Origin of the sequence: Dactylosporangium sp. NPDC000521 (genome assembly GCF_042898305.1) — a bacterium.
In the GTDB taxonomy this organism is placed as follows: domain Bacteria; phylum Actinomycetota; class Actinomycetes; order Mycobacteriales; family Micromonosporaceae; genus Dactylosporangium.
In genome coordinates, this window is sequence record NZ_JBIAYW010000019.1 from 125,403 (window position 1) to 145,112 (window position 19,710).

At 72.8% G+C, this 19,710-nt stretch carries 18 protein-coding genes; 9 read left to right on the top strand and 9 right to left on the bottom strand.

All coding sequences use genetic code 11. The features are described from left to right. Positions 1-362: 362 nt before the first annotated feature. Positions 363-1,385 carry a LacI family DNA-binding transcriptional regulator gene (locus ACFY3L_RS41890; RefSeq protein WP_389337912.1) on the bottom strand — a complete coding sequence of 341 codons (1,023 nt, stop codon included), beginning with the start codon at positions 1,383-1,385 and terminating at the stop codon, positions 363-365. 156 nt (positions 1,386-1,541) lie between these two features. On the opposite strand from ACFY3L_RS41890, the gene ACFY3L_RS41895 reads away from it, so the two are divergent. From ACFY3L_RS41895 to ACFY3L_RS41925, 7 genes are read left to right on the top strand one after another with little or no spacing between them, the layout of a single operon-like run. After that, positions 1,542-2,864, top strand: coding sequence for an ABC transporter substrate-binding protein (locus ACFY3L_RS41895; protein ID WP_389337915.1), 1,323 nt, complete (start codon positions 1,542-1,544; stop codon positions 2,862-2,864). 4 nt (positions 2,865-2,868) lie between these two features. Further along, a complete protein-coding gene (locus tag ACFY3L_RS41900) occupies positions 2,869-3,792 on the top strand; it encodes a carbohydrate ABC transporter permease (RefSeq protein WP_389337918.1) in 924 nt (307 codons plus the stop codon). Beyond that, entirely contained in the window at positions 3,782-4,639 is an 858-nt protein-coding gene (locus ACFY3L_RS41905; protein WP_389337921.1) for a carbohydrate ABC transporter permease, read from the top strand. The genes ACFY3L_RS41900 and ACFY3L_RS41905 overlap by 11 nt, the downstream gene beginning before the upstream one ends. Beyond that, entirely contained in the window at positions 4,636-5,748 is a 1,113-nt protein-coding gene (locus ACFY3L_RS41910) for a Gfo/Idh/MocA family protein (protein ID WP_389337924.1), read from the top strand. The genes ACFY3L_RS41905 and ACFY3L_RS41910 overlap by 4 nt, the downstream gene beginning before the upstream one ends. After that, on the top strand, positions 5,745-6,593 hold the full coding sequence (locus tag ACFY3L_RS41915) for a sugar phosphate isomerase/epimerase family protein (RefSeq protein WP_389337927.1): 849 nt from the start codon (positions 5,745-5,747) through the stop codon (positions 6,591-6,593). Before ACFY3L_RS41910 ends, ACFY3L_RS41915 begins: the two co-directional genes overlap by 4 nt. A 30-nt stretch (positions 6,594-6,623) precedes the next feature. After that, positions 6,624-7,136 carry an RNA polymerase sigma factor gene (locus tag ACFY3L_RS41920; RefSeq protein WP_389337930.1) on the top strand — a complete coding sequence of 171 codons (513 nt, stop codon included), beginning with the start codon at positions 6,624-6,626 and terminating at the stop codon, positions 7,134-7,136. Next, the gene (locus ACFY3L_RS41925; RefSeq protein ID WP_389337933.1) at positions 7,133-8,128 is read left to right on the top strand and encodes a hypothetical protein; all 996 of its coding nucleotides are present in this window, start codon (positions 7,133-7,135) and stop codon (positions 8,126-8,128) included. Before ACFY3L_RS41920 ends, ACFY3L_RS41925 begins: the two co-directional genes overlap by 4 nt. Before the next feature lie 46 nt (positions 8,129-8,174). Here the strand turns inward: ACFY3L_RS41925 and ACFY3L_RS41930 are convergent, their stop codons facing one another. Beyond that, positions 8,175-8,876, bottom strand: coding sequence for a copper homeostasis protein CutC (locus ACFY3L_RS41930; protein ID WP_389337936.1), 702 nt, complete (start codon positions 8,874-8,876; stop codon positions 8,175-8,177). 100 nt (positions 8,877-8,976) lie between these two features. On the opposite strand from ACFY3L_RS41930, the gene ACFY3L_RS41935 reads away from it, so the two are divergent. Together ACFY3L_RS41935 and ACFY3L_RS41940 are read left to right on the top strand one after the other, a co-directional pair. Further along, positions 8,977-9,966: a LacI family DNA-binding transcriptional regulator gene (locus ACFY3L_RS41935; RefSeq protein WP_389337939.1), complete on the top strand. Its 990-nt coding sequence runs from the start codon at positions 8,977-8,979 to the stop codon at positions 9,964-9,966. Positions 9,967-9,994: 28 nt separating this feature from the next. Next, positions 9,995-10,906, top strand: coding sequence for a fatty acid desaturase (locus tag ACFY3L_RS41940; RefSeq protein WP_389337942.1), 912 nt, complete (start codon positions 9,995-9,997; stop codon positions 10,904-10,906). 4 nt (positions 10,907-10,910) lie between these two features. Here ACFY3L_RS41940 and ACFY3L_RS41945 read toward each other — a convergent pair whose 3' ends face one another. The 7 genes from ACFY3L_RS41945 to ACFY3L_RS41975 all read right to left on the bottom strand — a co-directional run bounded on the left by ACFY3L_RS41945 (position 10,911) and on the right by ACFY3L_RS41975 (position 19,691). Next, positions 10,911-11,858 carry a WxL protein peptidoglycan domain-containing protein gene (locus tag ACFY3L_RS41945; protein WP_389338051.1) on the bottom strand — a complete coding sequence of 316 codons (948 nt, stop codon included), beginning with the start codon at positions 11,856-11,858 and terminating at the stop codon, positions 10,911-10,913. 72 nt (positions 11,859-11,930) lie between these two features. Next, complete coding sequence (locus ACFY3L_RS41950) at positions 11,931-13,139, bottom strand: Ig-like domain-containing protein (RefSeq protein ID WP_389337945.1); 1,209 nt, start codon at positions 13,137-13,139, stop codon at positions 11,931-11,933. 144 nt (positions 13,140-13,283) lie between these two features. Beyond that, positions 13,284-14,102, bottom strand: coding sequence for a phosphate ABC transporter ATP-binding protein (locus ACFY3L_RS41955; RefSeq protein WP_389337948.1), 819 nt, complete (start codon positions 14,100-14,102; stop codon positions 13,284-13,286). Positions 14,103-14,127: 25 nt separating this feature from the next. Next, on the bottom strand, positions 14,128-15,114 hold the full coding sequence (locus tag ACFY3L_RS41960) for a sortase (protein ID WP_389337951.1): 987 nt from the start codon (positions 15,112-15,114) through the stop codon (positions 14,128-14,130). After that, on the bottom strand, positions 15,111-15,809 hold the full coding sequence (locus ACFY3L_RS41965; protein ID WP_389337954.1) for a hypothetical protein: 699 nt from the start codon (positions 15,807-15,809) through the stop codon (positions 15,111-15,113). Before ACFY3L_RS41965 ends, ACFY3L_RS41960 begins: the two co-directional genes overlap by 4 nt. Positions 15,810-15,891: 82 nt before the next feature. Next, complete coding sequence (locus ACFY3L_RS41970; protein ID WP_389337956.1) at positions 15,892-16,986, bottom strand: hypothetical protein; 1,095 nt, start codon at positions 16,984-16,986, stop codon at positions 15,892-15,894. Between the two features lie 104 nt (positions 16,987-17,090). Beyond that, a complete protein-coding gene (locus tag ACFY3L_RS41975) occupies positions 17,091-19,691 on the bottom strand; it encodes a hypothetical protein (RefSeq protein WP_389337959.1) in 2,601 nt (866 codons plus the stop codon). Positions 19,692-19,710 lie beyond the last annotated feature (19 nt).

Below are 19,710 nucleotides of genomic sequence, written 5' to 3' on the forward strand. Positions count from 1 at the left end.
TTCCGTGATCCCGAACGATTCCAGTAGCCAGGACTACCGAAACCAATCGGGAACATGAGAGGGGTGCGCCCCGCCAGCGCTGCGGCCGGCCGCTGCCCCCGTTTCCGTGATCCGGAAGACTTATTGCTGCTCTGGCGACAAGAAGTCTTCCGGATCATGAGGAACCCCACCCCAGCCACCGCGGAGGGCGACCACCGGATGGGCGCGGATGCGCAATCCGGCCGCGCGGAGCGCTGGCTGTGCGAGCGCAGCGGGCATTGGGGGTCCGGGGTGAGAATCCCCCGGCGGGACCCGCCGCGCCAGCGGTGGGGCGGTGAGCCCATTGCGAAGCAACAGGCGGGAAACAGCGCTATAGCCGAAGGCTACTGGCGGGTAACCGGGCCGGTGGAGCCGCGGACGGTCAGGTGGACGGGCAGCATCACCGACTGGCGCATCGCCGGGGCGGCCGGGTCGAGGCGGGACAGCAGCATCGACACCGCGACCCTGCCCGCCTGCTCGATCGGCGCGGTGAGCGTGGTCAGCGGCGGGTGGCAGAAGTCGGCGCCGAAGATGTCGTCGCAGCCGACGACGCTGAGGTCCTCCGGCACCCGCACCTCCCGCTCCCGCAGCCGCTGCAGGATGCCGATGGCGAGCAGGTCGTTGAAGACGATGCAGGCGGTCGCGCCGGTGTTGAGGACCGCGTCGGCGGCGGCGGAGCCGGAGCGGCGGCCGGAGGGGAACGGCCCGACGCGGGTGAAGGTCAGCCGGTGCCGGGCCGCGACCGCCCGCACGGCGTGCCAGCGGGCCTCGTTCGGCCACGACCGTTCGGGGCCCGAGACGTAGGCGATGTCGCGGTGGCCCAGGGAGATCAGGTGCTCGGCCGCCTGACCCATCCCGGCGGGGGTGTCGATGATCGCGCTCGGCACGCCGCGGACGTTGCGGTTGATGGTGACCAGGGGGATGTCCTGGGCGAGCGCCGCCAGGGCCCGGTCGGGCAGCCGGGACGCGGCGAGGATCGCCCCGTCCAGCGAGCGGCGCATCTTGTGCAGCAGCTCCACCTCCAGGTCGCCGGAGTCCTCGGTGTCGATCAGCAGCTGCGCGTAGCCGGCGGCCTTGAGCTGCATCTGGGTGCCGCGCAGCACGCCGAAGTAGAACGGGTTCGTCACGTCGGAGACGAGGACGGCGATCGCTCCGGTACGACCCGAGCTCAGCGCCCGGGCCTGCGAGTTCGGCACATAGCGCAGCTCGCGGGCCGCGGCCTCGATCCGCTCCCGGGTCGCCGGGTTGACCCGGCCGGGGTTGTTCAGGGCGCGGGAGACCGTCGACGCGGCGACCCCCGTGGCCGCGGCGATGTCGTTGATGGTGACGGGCCGGTCACCGGATCCGAACTGATGCGCACGGGGCATGGGACGAGAAAAGCAGATGATGGCAAACGATGGCAAGCGGTTGCCACCACAAAGACGGCGCTGATAGCGTCCGCCCCCAAGCAGCAATGAAAGACGCCCGCCAGCAGCAACGATGCGCTCCGTCACACCCCCAGTGAACGAGGAGTGGACACCCCTATGAAACGCGTTTCCATCATCGCCGCGAGCCTTGTGTTCTTAGCCGCCTGCGGCGGCGGCGACACCAAGTCCGGCGAAGACACGGGCCTCAACGGCGCCGGCAAGACGCTCAACGTCCTCGTCCAGGCCAACACGATCTACCCGGACCAGCAGCGGTCGTGGTTCACGGAGATCAACGACAAGTTCAAGGCGCAGACCGGCGCCGAGGTGAAGTTCGAGACGTTCGCCTCGCCCAACGACGAGCTGACGAAGATCCAGACGTCGGTGCTGTCCGGTCAGGGCCCCGACATCTACTCTCTCGGCACCACGTTCACCCCGACCGCCTACGCGACCGGGGCGTTCCTGGAGCTCAAGGACGACGACTGGAAGAAGCTCGGCGGCAAGGACGCGTTCCTGCCCTCGACGCTGGGCATCTCCGGCCCCGACGCGGAGCACCAGGTCGGCATCCCGTTCACCAGCCGGCCGTTCGTCATGGCCTACAACACGGAGCTGCTCAAGGCCGCCGGCATCGACAAGCCGGCGACGAGCTGGGACGAGCTGCTCGTACAGGCGAAACAGCTCACGAAGGGCGACACCTACGGGCTCGCGGTCGCCTACGCCGACGGCTTCGACCCGTGGAAGTTCATCTGGGCGATGAGCGTCCAGGCGGGCAACCCCCTCGTCAAGGACAAGAAGGCGTCGCTGAACGACCCGGTGACCCTGAAGGCCTACCAGACCTACCTCGGCTGGCTCGCCACCGACAAGGTCGTCAACCCGGCCGCCGTCGGGTGGAAGAACGCCCAGGCGATCGCCGACTTCGGCGCCGGCAAGGCCGCGTTCCTGCCGATGGTGTCCGCCACCTCGAAGGTCACGCTCGACAAGTCGCCGGTCGCCGGCAAGTACGCCTACGCGATCATGCCGACCGTCCCGCCGGGGCAGACCAGCACGCCCGGCGTCGGCGCGACCAGCATCCTGTCCGGCGACAACCTCGTCGTGGCGAAGTACACGAAGAACAAGGACCTCGCCCTCGCGCTGGTGAAGCTGCTGACCAGCCCGGAGCAGCAGGAGTCGTACTACAAGACGTTCGGCGAGCTGCCCACGAACGCGACCGCGGCGAAGAAGCTGCAGGCCGACCCGGCCCTCGCGCCGATCATCGACTCGGCGTCGAAGGCGAGCGGCACCCCGTTCAACGGCGCGTGGAGCCAGGTGCAGCTGGCGCTGGTCAACGTCGTGGTGCAGTCGATCCCGGCGCTGAAGGACGGCAAGCTCGACGAGGCGAAGCTGAAGCAGCTGATCGCCGACGGCCAGAAGGCCGCGCAGGACGCCCTGGACAAGAGTAAATAGATTCATGGCGATCGAAACTGCCGCACCGCCGGCGGCCCGGGGCACCACGCCCGGGCCGCCGGCCCGCCGCCGCCCCCGGCACCGTCCACTGTGGATGCTGACGCCGGGCGGCGTCCTGCTCGTCCTGGTGATCCTGGTGCCGCTCGGCGTCGCCCTGACCGTGTCCCTGCTCGACCTCGACCAGTACACGCTGCGTGAGTGGACCGGCGCGCCGTTCATCGCCCTCGACAACTACGTCGAGGCGGTCACCGACACGCCCCTGCCGCACGCGATCTGGGTCTCCGTCGGCTACTCGGCGCTCGTCACCGTCGCGACCCTGCCGATCGGCCTCGCCGCCGCCCTCGCCACCCAGCAGCGCTTCAGGGGCCGCGCCCTCGTCCGGTCGGCGTTCCTCATCCCGTACGTGCTGCCCGCGTTCGTCGTCGGCACCGTGTGGCGGACGATCCTCATGCCGTCCGGCCCGGCGAACTCGCTGCTCGGCGACGAGCGCCTGTGGCTCAACGGCCCCGACAGCTACTGGACCCTCGTGGTCGTGCAGCTCTGGACGTCGTGGCCGCTGCTGTACCTCCTGGCGGCGTCGGGCCTGCAGAGCATCGCCGAGGAGGTGCACGAGGCGGCCGCGCTGGACGGCGCCGGCTGGTGGGCGAAGCTGCGCTACGTCGTCCTGCCGCACCTGCGCGGCGTCCTCGCCCTGGCGCTCATCATCGCGTTCCTGCACAACCTCAACAGCTTCACGCTGCCGTACGTGCTGTTCGGCGTGCCCGCCCCGCACGACGTCGAGGTGCTGCCCGTGCTGACCTACGTGGAGAGTTTCCAGAACTTCCGGTTCGGGCTCAGCGCCGCCATGGCCGTGCTGTCCCTGGTACTGGTGGCGATCCCACTGTCGGTGTACCTGCGCGCGGTGAGGCTGAACCAGCATGAGGACTGACGTACAGAGAGTGCTGCCCCGCAGTGTCCAGGCAGCCGTCATCACAATCCTGCTCGTCTTCGTGCTCACCCCGGTGCTGTACATGCTGTTCGCGTCCGTCAACGACGACCTCGCCGTCGCCCGCGGCGCGTTCTGGCCGAAGGGCCTGCACCTGGACAACTACAGCAAGATCTGGTCGACCGTCGCCCTCGGCGCCGGCCTCGGCAACAGCGTGGTCGTCGCCGGCAGCGTCGCCGTGGTGTCCGCGCTCGTCGCCGTCGCCACCGCGTACGTCCTCGTGCGCTTCCAGTTCCTCGGCCGCGGCCTGATCCTGCGCGGCCTCCTGGCGCTGCAGTCGATCCCCGGCACGCTGATGCTGCTGCCGGTGTTCGTGCTGTTCGCGAACCTGTCCGCGGTCCTCGGCGTGCAGGTCATCGGCACCCGGTGGGCGCTGTTCGTCACGTACCTGACGTTCGCGCTGCCCTTCTCGACGTGGGTGATGGTGACGTACCTGCGGGGGCTGCCCGCGGAGCTCGACGAGGCCGCCCGCCTCGACGGCGCCTCCTCGTGGCGGATCCTGCGCTCGATCGTCATCCCGCTCAGCTGGCCCGGGCTCGTCGTGGCGAGCATCTTCGCGTTCCTCCTCGGGTGGAACGACGTGCTGTTCGCCTCCGTGATGACCAACCCCGACAGCCGTACCGTCGCGGTGGCCCTGCAGGTGTTCGGCGCCACCCAGGAGGGTGGCGCCATCCCGGTCTACGGGCAGCTGATGGCCTCCGCGCTGATCTGCGCACTGCCGGTGGTGGTGTTGTACCTGGTATTCCAACGGTTCCTGGTCGGCGGCCTGACGGCCGGGGGAGTGAAATGACAGACCTGATCAACGTGGCGATCGTCGGCAGCGGCATCATCGGCGGCAACCACGCCGACGCGATCCTGCGCCATCCCCGGCTGCGGATCGTGGCCCTCGTCGACGCGGTCGACGCGGCGAACGCGGCCCTGGCCGCCCGCATCGACCCGCCGCCCTCGTGCCACCGCACCCTGGGCGACGCCCTCGCGGCGGAGCAGGTGGACCTCGTCGCGATCTGCACGCCCAGTGGCCTGCACGTCGAGGCCGCCGAGGAGACCCTGCGGGCCGGCGCGCACCTGCTCGTCGAGAAGCCGCTGGACGTGTCGCTGCCGAAGGCCCGCGCGTTCGCGAAGGTCGCCGCGGAGGCCGAGCAGCGCGGGCTCGTCTGCGCCGTCGTCAGCCAGCACCGTTTCGACCCGGCGATGGTCGCCGTGCAGCGGGCCGCGCGCGAGGGCCGGCTCGGCCGGCTCACGTCCGCGGTCGTGTCCATGCCGTGGTGGCGGGACCAGGCCTACTACGACTCCGCCGACTGGCGCGGCACGTGGGAGTTCGACGGCGGTGGCGCCGTCGCCAACCAGGGCATCCACCTCGTCGACCAGATGCTGGCGCTGCTCGGCCCACCGGTCGAGGTCACCGCCCGCACCGCCCGCGTCGCCCACGAGCGGATCGAGGTCGAGGACCTCGCCGTCGCCACGCTCCGCTTCGCCGGCGGCGCGCTCGCCGTGCTGCACGCCAGCACCAGCGCCCACCCCGGCCTGCCGGTGCGGCTGCAGCTGCACGGCACCCGCGGCTCCGCCGTCCTGCACGACGACCAGCTCGAGTACTACCACTGCGCCGACACCGGGGAGACGGCCGCCGACCTCGTCGCCGCCGAGGACCTGTACGGCGCGCCCAAACCGGCGGACGGCTTCGTGCTCGGGCACCTGCGCCAGTACCAGGACCTCGTCGACGCCATCGACCAGCGGCGGCCTCCCGGGGTACGGGTCGCGGACGGCCTGCTCGCGCTCGCCACGGTGCGGGCCGTGTACGTGGCGGCCACCCTCGGCCGCCCGGTGCTGTTCGACCAGGTCCTCGACGGCGTCCACGACGACGTGCAGCCGGCGGTCTCGACAATGGAGGTTTCCTCGTGAGGTTCTCGGTCTTCACCGCGTCCACCCCGGACTGGACCCCGGAGGAGGTCGTGCGGCACCTCGCCGCGCAGGGCTGGGACGGCGTCGAGTGGCGCGTCGTCGACCAGGACCCCGCCCCTGACGAAGCCCCCCAGCCCGGCTTCTGGAAGGGCAACCGGGCCACCTGGCCGCTCACCGGCCTCGAGGCGGCGCTGCCGGAGATCGCCGCCCTCACCCGCGGCGCCGGCCTCGAGTACTCCGGCGTCGGCGGCTACGCGCGCAGCTTCGAGCACGACGACGTCGCCCGGCTCCTCGCAGCCACCGCGATCCTCGGCGCGGGCCGGGTCCGGGTCACCATGCCGCTGCTGTCGACCGGCCGCTACCCGGACCTGTTCGACGCCACCCGCAAGGACCTCGAGTGGGCGACCGGGCTCGCCGAGCAGCACGGCGTCACGATCCTCATCGAGCTGCACCACGAGACGATCGTGTCGTCGGCGTCCGCCGCGATGCGCCTCGTCGACGGCCTCGACCCGCGGCACGTCGGGGTCATCCACGACCTCGGCAACCTCGTCATCGAGGGGCACGAGGACCACCGCGCGGCGTTCGAGCTGCTGGGGCCCTACCTGCAGCACGTACACGTGAAGAACGTCGCGTGGAGGCCCGTGGACACCGCCGCCGACGGCACCGTCACCTGGGCGCACGACTGGGCGCCGCTGCGGACCGGCCAGGCCCACGTCGGCCGCTACCTGCGGGCGCTCACCGCGCACGGCTACGACGGCTGGGTCACCGTCGAGGACTTCTCCACGGAGGTGCCCCTGGCGGAGCGGACCGCGGACAATCTCGGATATCTGCGGAGCCTGCTGTAACCACTCCCCCGGCGGCGACATAACCGAGGTATGGACGACGATCGTGACACCGGCTGGTTCCGGGGCGTGTACGCCCGGCACTACGCCGACGTCGTGCGCTACGGCATGCGCCGGCTCGACGGCACCGCGGCCGCGGAGGAGCTGGCCCAGGAGGTGTTCCTGGTCGCCTGGCGCCGCCGCTGGGACGTGCCACCGGTAGCGCTGCCGTGGCTGTACGGGGTGGCCCGCCGCCTGCTCGCCAACCAGCGGCGGGCGCAGCGGGCCGCCCCACCGACCGTCGAGCTCGCCGAGCACCCTGCCGCCGATCGGCACGACGGGGTCACCGAGCTGCTCGACGTGCGGGCCGCGCTCACCCGCCTCTCCGACGACGACCAGGAGATCCTGCGGCTCGTGGCGTGGGAGCAGCTCGCCGTCGGCGAGGCCGCGCTCGTGCTCGGCTGCGGCGTCACCGCGGCGAAGGTGCGCCTGCACCGCGCCCGCCGGCGCCTCACCGACCTCCTCGCCGAATCCCCGACGCCGGCCCGCCTGGGGGGTGCCCGATGAACGACCGGACCCTGGACCTCCTCGCCGCCGCCGACCCGGCCCGCGAAGCGCCCGTCGCCCCCGGTGACGTGGAGGCGCTGCTGCGGCGCGCCGCCCACGACGTCACCAGCTACGAGGTGCGCGTCCCCGACCGCCGCCGGCGGGCCCTCGTCGCGGTCGCGGCGGGCGTCGCGGTGGCCGCGGTCGCCGGCACCGCCGTCGCCGTGCTCACCGGCCCCGGGGCGGGCCCCGCGGCACCCGTCACGACCCCGCCGGGCGCGGTGCCGTCCAGCGTCGCCACCAGCTGCCTGGAGCGGATCGCCGGCGACATCCACGCCGCGCCGTACGACACGGCGGCGGGCGCCTACGAGTACCTGAGGACCTGGTCGCACGGCGGCGACACGGTCCAGCTGCAGGACGGCCGGTTCGCGCGGGCGGCCTACCAGGTCGAGCTGTCCACCTGGACGGCCGCGGACGGCGCACAACGCCGCCGGACCGTGGTCCAGCAGGTGACCTACGCCGACGAGACGTCCGAGGCCTACTTCCGCGCCCACCCCAGCCAGCGCCAGCGGACGGACCCCAGGGTCGAGGACGTCCCGGCCGGCCGGACACCCGTCCCCGCCGCGGACCCGGCAGCGATGGCCGACGCCCTGTTCCGGCCACGGGAGAACGGCCCGTCGCAGGCGCTCGTGGGTGTCGCCGACCTCGTCCGCGTCCGCGTCCTGGACGCCGCGCACCGGGCCGCGCTGCTGCGGTTCCTCGCCCGCACCGACGGCGTCACGTGCGGCGGCGAAGCGACCGACCCCACCGGCCGCACGGGCGTCACGGTCACCGCCCCGATCGGCAAGGGCCCCCAGCCGAGCCCGGGCGACCACGGCTCGGAGCTGCTGCTCGTCGACCCCGCCACCGGCGACATCCTCGCCGCCGGGTACGCAGACGGCACCGGCACCATCTGGCGGGACACCTTCCTCGAGCGCGGCTTCACCGACTCCCGGCCTCCGGTGACCCCGTAACGGCACCGCTCCCCATGATCCGAACGGTTCCGATGGCCGGATCGGATCATGGGGCGTGGGGCGGGTCCAGGGTGAGCCGCAGGCCGCGCACCAGGAGCGGGTCGACGGGGGCCGTCCAGGTGCCGCCCTCGCGGACCGCGCTGCCGGAGTGGAACGCGGTCACGCCCGCCGCCCGCAGCGGGGCGACGTGCTCGTGCCGCAGGCCGCCGCCGGCCAGGATCCGCGGACCGGTGGCGGTCCGCGATCCGGCGCGGGCCTCGGACAGGATCGTGGCCAGGCCGTCGGGCAGGCCGGTCGGGGCGCCGGAGGTCAGGACCGTGTCGAGGCCGGGCAGGCCGGCGATCGCGGCCCAGGCGGCGGCCCGGTCGGCGGCGTGGTCGATCGCCCGGTGGAACGTCCACGGGGCGCCGCCGAGGACCTCCAGGACCTCCAGGACCGCCGGGAGGTCGACCTCGCCGGCGGGAGTGAGGAAGCCCAGGACGAACTCGGTGGCGCCGGCCGCCAGGAGGTCCTTCGCCGTGTCGCGCAAGGACTGGACGTCGCCGGCGGCGAAGCCCGCGGCCGCCCGGACCATCACGCGGACCGGCAGCTCGACGGCGGCCCGGACCGCGGCCACGGTGGCCGGGGCCGGGCTGAGGCCCGCGGCGGCCATGTCACTGACCAGCTCCACGCGGTCCGCCCCACCCTCCGACGCCAGTCGCGCGTCCACGGCGTCGAGGGCGATGACCTCCAGCAACGGCCTGATCATGAACCAATCGTGCCAGCGCCGCGCCCGGACCTGCCCGTACAGGGCCGCCGAGGTGTCCGGCGGCACACCCGGGCGGTGCTGGGGCGCTAGGGTTGGCGCGGTGCAGCACAAACGCCCCACCCTCGACGACGTCGCGCAGGCCGCCGGGGTGTCCCGGGCCACCGTCTCACGGGTCATCAACGGCAACCCGCGCGTCGCGGCGGACGTCCGCGAGCTGGTGGACCGGGCCGTCGAGCGGCTCGGCTACCGGCCCGACCCGGTCGCCCGGGCGCTCGCCCGCGGGCACGGTGACGTCATCGAGCTCATCGTCATCGACGACGAGCCGACGTGCTTCGGCACCAACCCGTACTACGGGCGGGTCGTCGCCGGGATCGTCGACGGGCTGCGGCGGTCCGAGGCGCAGATGCGCGTGCACGTCGTCGGGCAGGCCGACGCGCCGGGGCTGCTCGACCGCGTCGCGCACACCGTGAGCGCCGGCGCGATCCTCGTCAACGTGCCCGCGCCGCTCGCCGCGGCCTTCCACGCGGTCTGCCCGCGCGTGGTGTCGATGGGGCGCACCGCGGCGCCCGTGCCGTCGATCGTGCCGGACAACACGACGGGCGCGTACGCGGCGGTCCAGCTGCTGCACCGCAACGGCCGGAAGCGGATCGCGGCCGTGCCCGGGCCCGCGCACATCGCCGACGCCGTCGACCGCCGCGCGGGCTATCTCGCCGCGGTCCGTGACGCGGGGCTCGAGCCGATCACCGGCGAGGCCGGCGAGTTCAACCGGACGTCGGGTGCGGAGACCACCCGGCGGCTCCTCGCCGAGCACCCGGACATCGACGCGCTGTTCGTCGCGTGCGACCTGATGGCCTCCGGGGCGCTGCAGGCGCTCGCCGCCGCGGGCCTGCGGGTCCCCGAGGACGTGGCGGTCATCGGGTTCGACGACAGCCTCATCGCCACGTGTACGACGCCGCCGCTGACCTCGGTCCGCCAGCCGGTGGAGGAGATGGCGGCGGCCGCCACCCGCGCGCTGCTCGGCGGCGAGACCGGGCCCGGCTGGCAGGGCACGTTCCCCACCACACTGACCGTCCGCGGCAGTTCAGGCTGAGTTCTCCTACCGGCGCTACGTTTCCGGCATGGCTGCCCGTCAGACATTGATCTCGGGGGTACTGACCACCGCCGCCGCCGGCACGCTCGTGCTGCAACTGCTGATCCTGCCGGTGTGGCTGCTGCCCGCCGACCCGCGCTGGGGCTGGCTGCTCGTCCCCCTCGCGCTCACCACCGTGCCGCTGTGGTCGCTCATCCACGAAGGGATCCACGGCACCCTCCTGCGCGACCGGGCGTGGAACGACCGCCTCGCCAGGGTCCTCGCGACCGGTTACGGCGCCCCGTTCTCGCTGCTGAAGGCCGGGCATCTGCTGCACCACCGGTACAGCCGCACCCGCCGCGAACGGACCGAGGTCTACGACCCGGCGGTCACCACCTGGCTCGCCGCCGCCCGCGGCTACTACCCGCGCCTGCTCGGCGGCCTCTACGTGCTGGAGGCCGCGTCGGTGGTGCTCGCCGTCGTGCCCGCCGCCGGGTGGCGGTGGCTGGTGCGCCGCACCGACTCCCTCGACTCCGTCACCGGGCTGCTCTTCGAGCGGGTCTCGAAGCGGGACACGCTGCGCCGCTTCCGCGTCGAGGCCCTGGCGGTGGTCGTCGTCCACGCCGGTGCCGTCGTCGGCTACGGGCGGCACGCGTGGATGCTCGCGGTCGCGGTCGGCGGGCGGGCGCTGCTGGTGTCGTTCGCCGACAACGCCTACCACTACCGCACGGAGCTGGAGCGCCCCCTCGAGGCGATGAACCTGCGGCTGCCCCGGCCCTTGGAGCTGTTCGTGCTCGCGTTCAACCTGCACAGCGTGCACCACCGGCACCCCGGCCTGCACTGGTACGAGCTGCGCGCCGCCTTCCACGCCGACGCCGACGAGTGGCATCTCGGCTGGGGCACCGCGGTCGTGCGCCAGCTGCGCGGGCCGATCCCAGAACCGGCCCTGCGACAGCGTTGAGGGCTCAGGCGCGCAGCAGGCGGCGGCGCAGCCGCCAGCGGACGACCAGCGCGACCGCGCCCAGCACCAGGACCAGCAGGCCGACGAGCCCCCACGGCGACGCCCACACGGCGGCGCTGCGGCTGGCGATCGGCAGCCGGCCCTCCTTCGCCTCCGCGTTGACCGTCACCGCGGCCGTCAGGCGCCCCAGCGACATGACGCCCGGGATGCGCTTCTGAACGCTCAGCTCCGCGCCCGGCAGCAGCTCCGGCACCGTGATCTCCTCGCTCTCGCCGAGGCCGACGCCGAGCAGCCCGCTGGCGCGGACCCGGGCGGTGCCGTGGACGCGGACGTTGCCGGCGTTCTTCAGCCGGTACGTGACGACGAGGTCGCCGGTGCCGAACGGCAGCGCGGGCGAGCCGTAGTCGACGTCGAGCGAGGACACCTGCACGAGCGGCTGGACGGGGCCGGCGACCCGCAGGTACATGCGGGCGGCGATGCGGCGGTCGACGTTGACCTGCTGGCCCTGCGGGTTCGTCTGGCGCTCGATGACCGAGGCGACGATCCCGCCGGCGTGGTCGCCGGGCGTCGCGTTGGTGGGGACGCGCAGCGTGAAGGCGATGTCGGCACGCTTCTTCGGCTGCACCGTGTACGACTTCGGCGTGAGGTCCGTCCACGCGCCGATCCCGGTCGGCTGGGTGGCGCCGGTCAGCAGCGCGAACGCGCCGTCGGGCGCGGTGAACGCGTCCGTCGAGTAGACGGTGAAGGTGATCGCGGCGTCGCTGAGGTTGCTGACGCCGACCATGTCGGTGATGACGTCACCGGGCTTCGCCTCGAAGTCGAAGGCGGCACGGCCGTTCGGGCCCTCGGGCCCCGACGGGGTCACCGCCCAGCGCAGGTCCTCACCGTCGCGTGCCGACGCGGGGGTGGGCGCTACCAGTACCGACGCGGCAACGGCCAGGACGAGAAGCATTCGACGCACGGAAGACCTCCTACGACGCAAGGGTGCGGCCCGTGACGGACCGCACCCCGCTGGATGAACCGATCAGGCGAGCGTCAGCGTCAGCGTGGCGCTGTACGCACCGGGCGCGACGTTGTCCGGGATGACCAGGGTCAGGCCGGCGCCGCACTCGAACGTGCCGGCGCTGCTGCCGACATTCGACTTGCACAGGGTGGAGGGGTTGCCGAGGCCCGACGCGTTGGCGCCGGTGACAACCGCGCCCGAGCCGCTGACCTTGGTGGACGAGGGCGCCCAGCCGAGGTTCGAGCCCGGGATGGTGCTGGTGGCACCGCTGAAGTCGCTGACCTGGCCGACGAGGTTCCAGCCGGCGTTGGTGCCGCGCAGGTCCACGACGGTGGCCTTGTTCAGGTTGCCGGTCGCCTGGCCGCCGACGGAGCCGCCGGTCAGCGAGACGTTGGTGCCGGCCACGTTGAGCGAGAACTGACCCGGCGCGATGTCACCGGTGATCGTCTGCTCCTTGGTGATGGTGCCGGCCGGCGCGGTGACGGTGAACGGGACGTTCACCGACGCCGAAGCCTTGTACTCCGCCGTCGCCGGCGAGAAGGCCGCCGAGAGCGAGAACGCGCCCACCGGCAGGTTGCCGACCGTGAGGGTCGCGGTGCCGTTGACGACCGGCGCGGTGCCGATCGCGGTCGCGCCGCGGTTGAACGTGACCTGGCCGGTCGCCGCGGCCGGGGCCACGGTGGCGGTCAGGGTCACCGGGGTGCCGGCGACCTGCGGGCTCGCCGGGGAGACCGCGAGGGAGGTGGTGGTGTCGACGGCCGGCTCGGCCGCGCCCTTCACCTTCCAGTTCTCACCCGTGACGGTGATGACCGTGCGAAACAGGTCCGGGTGGTCACCGGTCGACTCGCCGGTGCACAGCACGGCGATCTCGTAGTCGCCGTTGCTGAGCGCGGTGCCGCCGTACGCCGAGACCATGGACCGGTTCGCGTCGAGCGTGAACGCGGCCTGGTCGTAGTTGCCGGCGTCGCCGACGCGGGCGAGGTTGCGGTAGTCGCCGCTGCCGACCTTGCCGATCTTCAGACCCGCGTTGGTGCCGTAGTTCGCGGGGCAGGCCACCGACGTGAGCGCCGACAGGGCCGGGTTGGTCGTGGTCAGGCCCTGGGTGGGCGTGAGCGTGAGCGTGCCCAGGTCAGCGGCGTTGGCCGGGGCGGCGGCGAGGCCGACGACCGCCACGGAGGCCGCGGCGGCCAGGACGACCGCCCGGACCAGCAGGGACTTCGGACCCTTCATGAATCACTTCCTCTACTCGAAAGAGGCGCGCTTGCGTTGCGGGATCAGGTTTTCGGCGCGGCGTTGCCCGGCGGGCAGGCCAACTCATACGCCGGACATGCGCAAAGCGAATTCGAGGTGTCAGCCCTCGTTCGCGACGGCCGTCTAGCCGAACCGGCCGTGGACGTAGTCGGCGGTGCGGCGGTCCTGCGGGGTGTCGAACATCGCCGAGGTCAGGCCGTGCTCGACGATGACGCCGGGGGTGCCCTGCTCGGCGAGGAAGAACGCGCAGTGCTGCGACACCCGCTGCGCCTGCTGCATGTTGTGGGTGACGATGACGATGGTGACCTCGGCGGACAGCTCGCCGATCGTCTCCTCGATCCGCCGGGTCGAGGTCGGGTCCAGCGCGGAGCACGGCTCGTCCATGAGCAGCACCCGCGGGCGCACGGCCAGGGACCGGGCGATGCACAGCCGCTGCTGCTGGCCGCCGGACAGGGCCCCGCCGGGCGAGCGCAGCCGCGCCTGGACCTCGTGCCACAGCCCGGCCTTGCGCAGGCACTCCTCGACGAGGTCGTCCTTGGTGCGGCGGGACGCCCGCACCGCGGTGAGCTTCAGCCCGGCCAGGACGTTGTCATAGATGGACATCGCCGGGAACGGGTTCGGCTTCTGGAACACCATGCCGACGTGGCGCCGGGCGTCGGTGATGCGGCGCGACGGGTCGTAGAGGTCCTCGCCGTCCAGCAGCACCTCCCCGGCGAGCTCGGCGCCCGGGACCAGCTCGTGCATCCGGTTGAGGATGCGCAGGAACGTCGACTTGCCGCAGCCGGACGGGCCGATGAGCGCGGTGACCTGCCCCGCCGGCATCCGCAGCGAGACGCGGTCGAGGACCTTGTGGCCGCCGAACCACGCGGAGATGTTCCTGGCGTCCAGCTCGGCGGTCGTCGGGGAGTCGACGGTGGACGGGTCGAGCGTCGTGCTCGTCACGGCAGTGCCCTCGCAATCGGTGTGGTCACAGGACGTTCGGCAGGAGCCGGACGGCGACGTCGGACGTGGCGGTGCCGAGCACGGTGAGGACGGGGACGCCGACGATCCACGCCTGCGCTCCGCCCCAGCGCCGGCGCGCCCAGGTGATGCCGAGGCCCGCGGCGAGCAGCGCCTGCCCCCACAGCACCAGCGGCATCCAGGCGGCGTCGTCGCCCGCGAGGACCCGCTCCGACGCCGGCAGCTGCTTCGTGCCGAGCGGCCGCGGCGGCGACGGCACCGTCTCGGTGCCGTTGTCGAGGTCGGCGTCGACGCGGACCACGTCGGACGGGAAGAACATCGTCCCGGCCGCGGTCATCAGCGTGACCCGGCTGCGGCCCGCCGCGACCGGTGCCGGGGTGAGGTCGCCGGCGTGGCGCACGCCGAGGACCACGAACACGAACTCGCCCTGGCCGGTGACGACCTCGATCCGGTCGCCGGAGTTGAGCCGGAACAGGCCCGCGAACGGGGCGCCGTAGGCGGCGTTCCGGCCCATGATGACGCTCGTGCCGGCCTGCCCGGGCAGCGGCGTGTCGCGGCGGTGGCCCGGCCCGGACTGCATGACCTCGCCGGTGGTGCCCTCGAACACGACCTGCTGGAGGCCGAGCGCGGGGATCCGCAGCACGGCGACGGGCGTGCCGAGGGCCAGCAGCCTGCCGTCGGGGCCGGTCTGCCCGACGGGGGCGGTGGCCTCGGCGAGGGCGCCGCGGAAGTCGGCGTACGCGGTCTGCTGCACCCGGGCGTACCCGAGCTGGGACAGCAGCGTCACGTGCAGCGTGAAGCCGACGAGCAGCACCGCGAGGATGCTCAGCCCGTTGCCGGCGATCCGCAGCCCCGACGCCGGCCGGTCCGGCGGTGTGTCCGGCCGGTCCGGCTGCTCGATCTTGTCGGGCGTCGCCTCCGGCGCCTCGAGCAACGGTTCGGCCGGCGGGAGCTGCACGGTGACCGCGCCTCCGCTGCGCTCCGGGCCGCTCATGCCAGCCGCCGGCGGCGGACGAGGCGGACGATCAGTACACCGGCGGCGACCAAGCCGAGACCGACGGCCGCGATCTGGGCGACCGCCGAACCGGTCCGCGGCAGGCCACCTCCGGTGGTGCCGGTCGGCGACGGTGAGGCGCTCGTCGCGGCGGGGCCGACCTCCGTGTTCAGGGTCTGCTTGTTGCCCGTGCCGCCGGTGGGCCCGGTGGTCGGGCCGGTCGTGGGGCCGGGGCCGCCGCCGCTCGCGGTCCAGGCGGTGCCGGTGACCCGGATCGTGGTGCTGAACACGTCGGGGTGGTCGCCGGCGCTCTCGCCGGTGCAGACGATGACGAGCGTGTAGTCGCCGTCGGTGATCGGGGTCGTGCCGAACGCCGCCCGCATCGACCGGTTCGGCTTCAGCGTGGGCGGCACCGCGTCGTAGTTGCCGTCGTCGCCGACCCGGGTCAGGTTCGCGAACTGCGACGTGCCGGCCCGGGCGATGCGCAGGCCGGCGTTGGTGCCGTAGGTCGCGGGGCAGGCCGCCGATGCGGTGGCCGAGGTGAACATCGGGTCGGTGTCCACGCTGCCGCTCGCCGGCGTCACGGTGATCGTGCCGAGCGGCGCGGCGTGGGCCGGGGCCGTCAGGGGACCGGGCAGGGTGACGGCGGCCACGGTGACGGCGGCGGCCACCGCGGCGATTCGGCGCAGGCGCATGGAGGATCCTCGTCTCGACAGGGATGGCCGGGCGTCCACAGTGGACGCCCGGCCGGTTGGCCTTACAGTGCGGTCGCGGTGCTCAGGACGCGGCCTTGAGCGTGGTCGAGCCGCAGGCACCCTCGAACAGGGTGGCGCCGGCCGTGGCGCGGTAACCGAAGCCGAACAGCTCGATGACCGACTGGTTGGCGCAGACCGCGGACGTGGCGCCGACGAACGTCTGCGCGATGACCGGCTCCGCCAGGCGGCGGGTCGGGACCACGTTGTAGACGTCACGGATCAGCTGCGGACGGAAGTTGATGTTGAGCTTGCCGTTGACGATCGGCTGGAGGCCGTTGACGCGGCCGATGCGGGCGGTGCCGCGCCGGTCCTCGACGACGACGCCGGTCTGGGTCGCGATCGTGGCGGCGTTGCCCTGCGCGATGAACTGCCCGACCGAGAACGGCACGATGTAGTCGTTGTGGCCGGCGAGGACCCGGGCGTCGTGCTCCTGGATCTGCTGGCCGTTCACCGTCTGGATCAGGCACGGGTAGTCACCGTTGGCGATGTCGGTCTCGGCGATGCCCATCTTGCTGAGCCAGAAGGACCGGGTGCCCGAGCCCGCCTGCACCAGCAGCGGCTTGACCGGTACGCCGCTGACGACCGTGGTCAGGCAGCGGTAGATGCGCTGCAGCTGCACGAAGGTCAGGCTGGTCGGCAGGTCACTGTCGGTGTTGACCGCGAACGACACCGCGTCCACCCCGAACGGGATGTACGTGTAGTTGCCCGTGGTCTGCGGCGAGGAGCCACCGCCGTAGCTGGACGAGCGCGCGAAGTCCACGCACCCGGTGACGTTGACGCCCTGGTAGACGTTGCCGCCGTCGTTCTCGGACGCCTTGAGGGCGGTCCGGCCGGCGCCGGAGCCGTCGGGACGGTTGAACTCGCAGCCGGTGGTCTTGGTCTTGATCAGGCCGGTCGGGCGGGCGTCGTAGGACGCGATCACCTTCGTGCCGCCGCTGACGATGGTCTCACCGAGACCGTTCAGCACGTCCTGGGTCGTGTCGGAGCCGACGCCGGCCAGCTGGCGGTACTCGCCGGCCGGCGGGTTGGCGGCGGCGGGTGCCGCGGTGACCGTCAGGGCGACAGCCGCGACCGCGAGGCCGAGGCTGACAGCCCGTCCGAAGGTCAGCACCTTCATGCGTTTCCCCTTCTACTTCAGCGTGTTCGAGAGGCGAACGGGGTCATCATTCGCAGGCGGTTCGTAGCGGGCCGGTCGCCAACATGTAGGCCGGATGAACAGGCTCACCGGCGTTCGCGTCGCCGGGCCAGGCCGGTCAGGACCGGACCGGTGGCGGCCGCGAGGAGCCCGGCGCCGAGGACCATCGACAGCAGGTACCGCTGCGCCCAGTCGACGGGCTCCGGGTCGGTGGACCGGGCCGCCGGCACGGGCGCCACGGACAGGCTCGGCCGGGCGCTCACCGGCGCCGCCGACGGCGTGGATCCGCGCGCGGGCACGGTCCCGGCCGCCGCGGGGGTGGTGGCCTCCGCGGGCTCCGGCGGCGCGGTCCAGCCGGCCCGGATCGCCACGGCGGCGCTGCGGGCCTTGGCCTTCAACGCGTCCGGCAGCGGCACGTACCCGGGCGGCAGGTCCCCGACCGCGACACCTTCGTGCTGGCCGTCCCCGGCGGCGAACTCCACGAACGCCGCGTAGCCGTCCCGGACCGCCTTGCCGCGGCTCGGGTCGACGGCGGCGTAGGTGAGCATCGTCAGCGGGTACGCGCCCGGCTTCTTGAGGCTCGGGTCCAGCGCGAGGACGTCTGGGTTCGCCGTCGCCCCCATCGCCGCGACCGCCGCCTGCAGGCTCTGCCTGGTCGGCGCGACGTACTGGCTCAGGTCGCCGGGGTCGGTGCCGTTGAGCAGGCTCGCCGAGTAGAGGCCGAACCGGGCCGCCGACGCCGAGTCGGTGATCGCCATGACCCACCGGTTGCCCTGCTGCTGCGGCGGCGACCGCTTCAGCGTGACGATCTGGTGGTCGCTGCTCTCGTACTTCGCGACGTCGAACTCGACCTCGGCATGGGTGTCGGTCTTCAGGGTCTGCTGCGCCCCGTCGGTCATCGACGAGGTGTACGGCTGCTTGTTGAAGATGCACGTCTTCAGGTCCGGCACGATGTCCGGGGCCGGCTGGCTGCAGGTGGGGTCCGACTTGGGGAACCGGTCCGGCACCACGCCGTCGAGGCCGAAGTTCTGGTAGAACGAGTTGACCTTCATGTGGTACGTGACGCCGGTGACCGGGTCCGTGTACGCCGGGTCCGGGACCCCGGACAGGAAGTCGCGGGCCGGCTTGTCCGCGAGGATCCACGCCCACACCGCCCGGTTCGCCGCGGAGCCGCCCAGCGGCACCATGACCGGCTGGATGTCGCGGTTGACCCGGGAGAAGCGGAAGTCGGGGTTGATCGTGCGGAACTCGGGGTCCGCGACGATCGTGCGGTAGTTGTCCTTGAGGTGCTCGGCCTTGGATCCGTCGGGGATGTCGCGCTGGTACGAGGACGTGAGCAGCTTCGCCATCAGCTTCGGGGTGAGCCGCATCCCGTTGACCTGCCTGGCCCGCAGCAGCTCCTCCTCCGGGTTCGTCGAGCCCGGGTTCACCTGGTTGTCGATGGTGAACGCGACGACCACCGACGACAGCGCGACGGGTGCGTGCACCGGCGTCGGGCCGCCGGGCCGCGCGGTCATCGGACTGGAGGTGAACCCGAGGCCCGGCGAGCCGTCGCCGGTGCCACGGACCTGAACGGCCGTCTCGTCGTCGGAGGTCGGCGTGTACCCGTAGACGTTGCCGGTCTTGCCGCACAGCGCCGGCTGCCACGCCTGCATCGCCGGCGCGATCATCTCCGAGCCGACCGTCGGGCGCTCGGCCTGCTCGATGGGGCACGGCGTGTGGACCGACCGGAAGTCCAGCCGGACCGCGACGTGGTGCTTCCAGTGGCTGACGGCCATGGGTGAGCCGCTGACGGGCAGGCCCGTGCCGGTGAGGTCCGCGCCGGTCAGCGGGTCGGTGTGGCCGCGCGGCACGATCACCAGCCAGCACGGCTGGATGACACCGGCGGAGTCCGGCAGGCCGCAGCCGAGGTGCGGGGCCTCCATGTCGGTCTGCGTCTCGAACACGACCCGGCCGGTGCCGTCGCCGGCGGTGTAGCCGTAGGGGATCTCGTTGGTCTTGTTCCGGTCGAAGTACTGGGCCATGACGACGTCGGAGCCGGTCTGCGGGCCCAGGCCGCCGGGGTACGGGTCCGACGGGCCGCCGTGACCGATCCGCGGGCCCTTGACCGGACGGAACGGCGCGATGACCGCGTCCTCGGGAAGGGTCTCGTCCGGCTCGTGCACGCCGTTGATGCCGATGGTGCGGATCGTGCCGCCGCCGGGCGCGTTGTCCCCGCCCCACAGCGGGGTGTCCAGCAGCGCGCCGAACTGGCACGTCTCCCGTCCCCAGTTGGGGTCCGGCTTCCCCGGCACGTGCGGGTCCGGGTCCGGCGCGTCGGGGTTGCCCCAGCACTGCATGAACGCGAACACGTTCTGCCCGAGCGTCGCGTCGGGGGTCGGCGGCGCGCCCTTCCAGGAGATGGTGATGCCCTGGTTGCCGAGGTCGCGGGTCTGCGACACGGTCATCGTCGTGCCGGCGAACTCGCCGGTCAGGTTGATCGTCTGCGCCGACGGGGTCGGCACGTCGACGCCGAGGGGCGGGGTGAACGTGTCGCCGGCGGTCGCCGACGTGCCCCGCACGAGCGTGCCGAGCAGCAGCATCCCGACCACGCCGGCGCCGGTCAGGCGGCGGCGCCACGCCGCGCGGGTCGCCGTCCGCGCCGCCCGGCCCGACGGCGGCAGGTCTTCCGTCGCGGGGGCGCTCATCGCCGCTCCGCCCGACGGC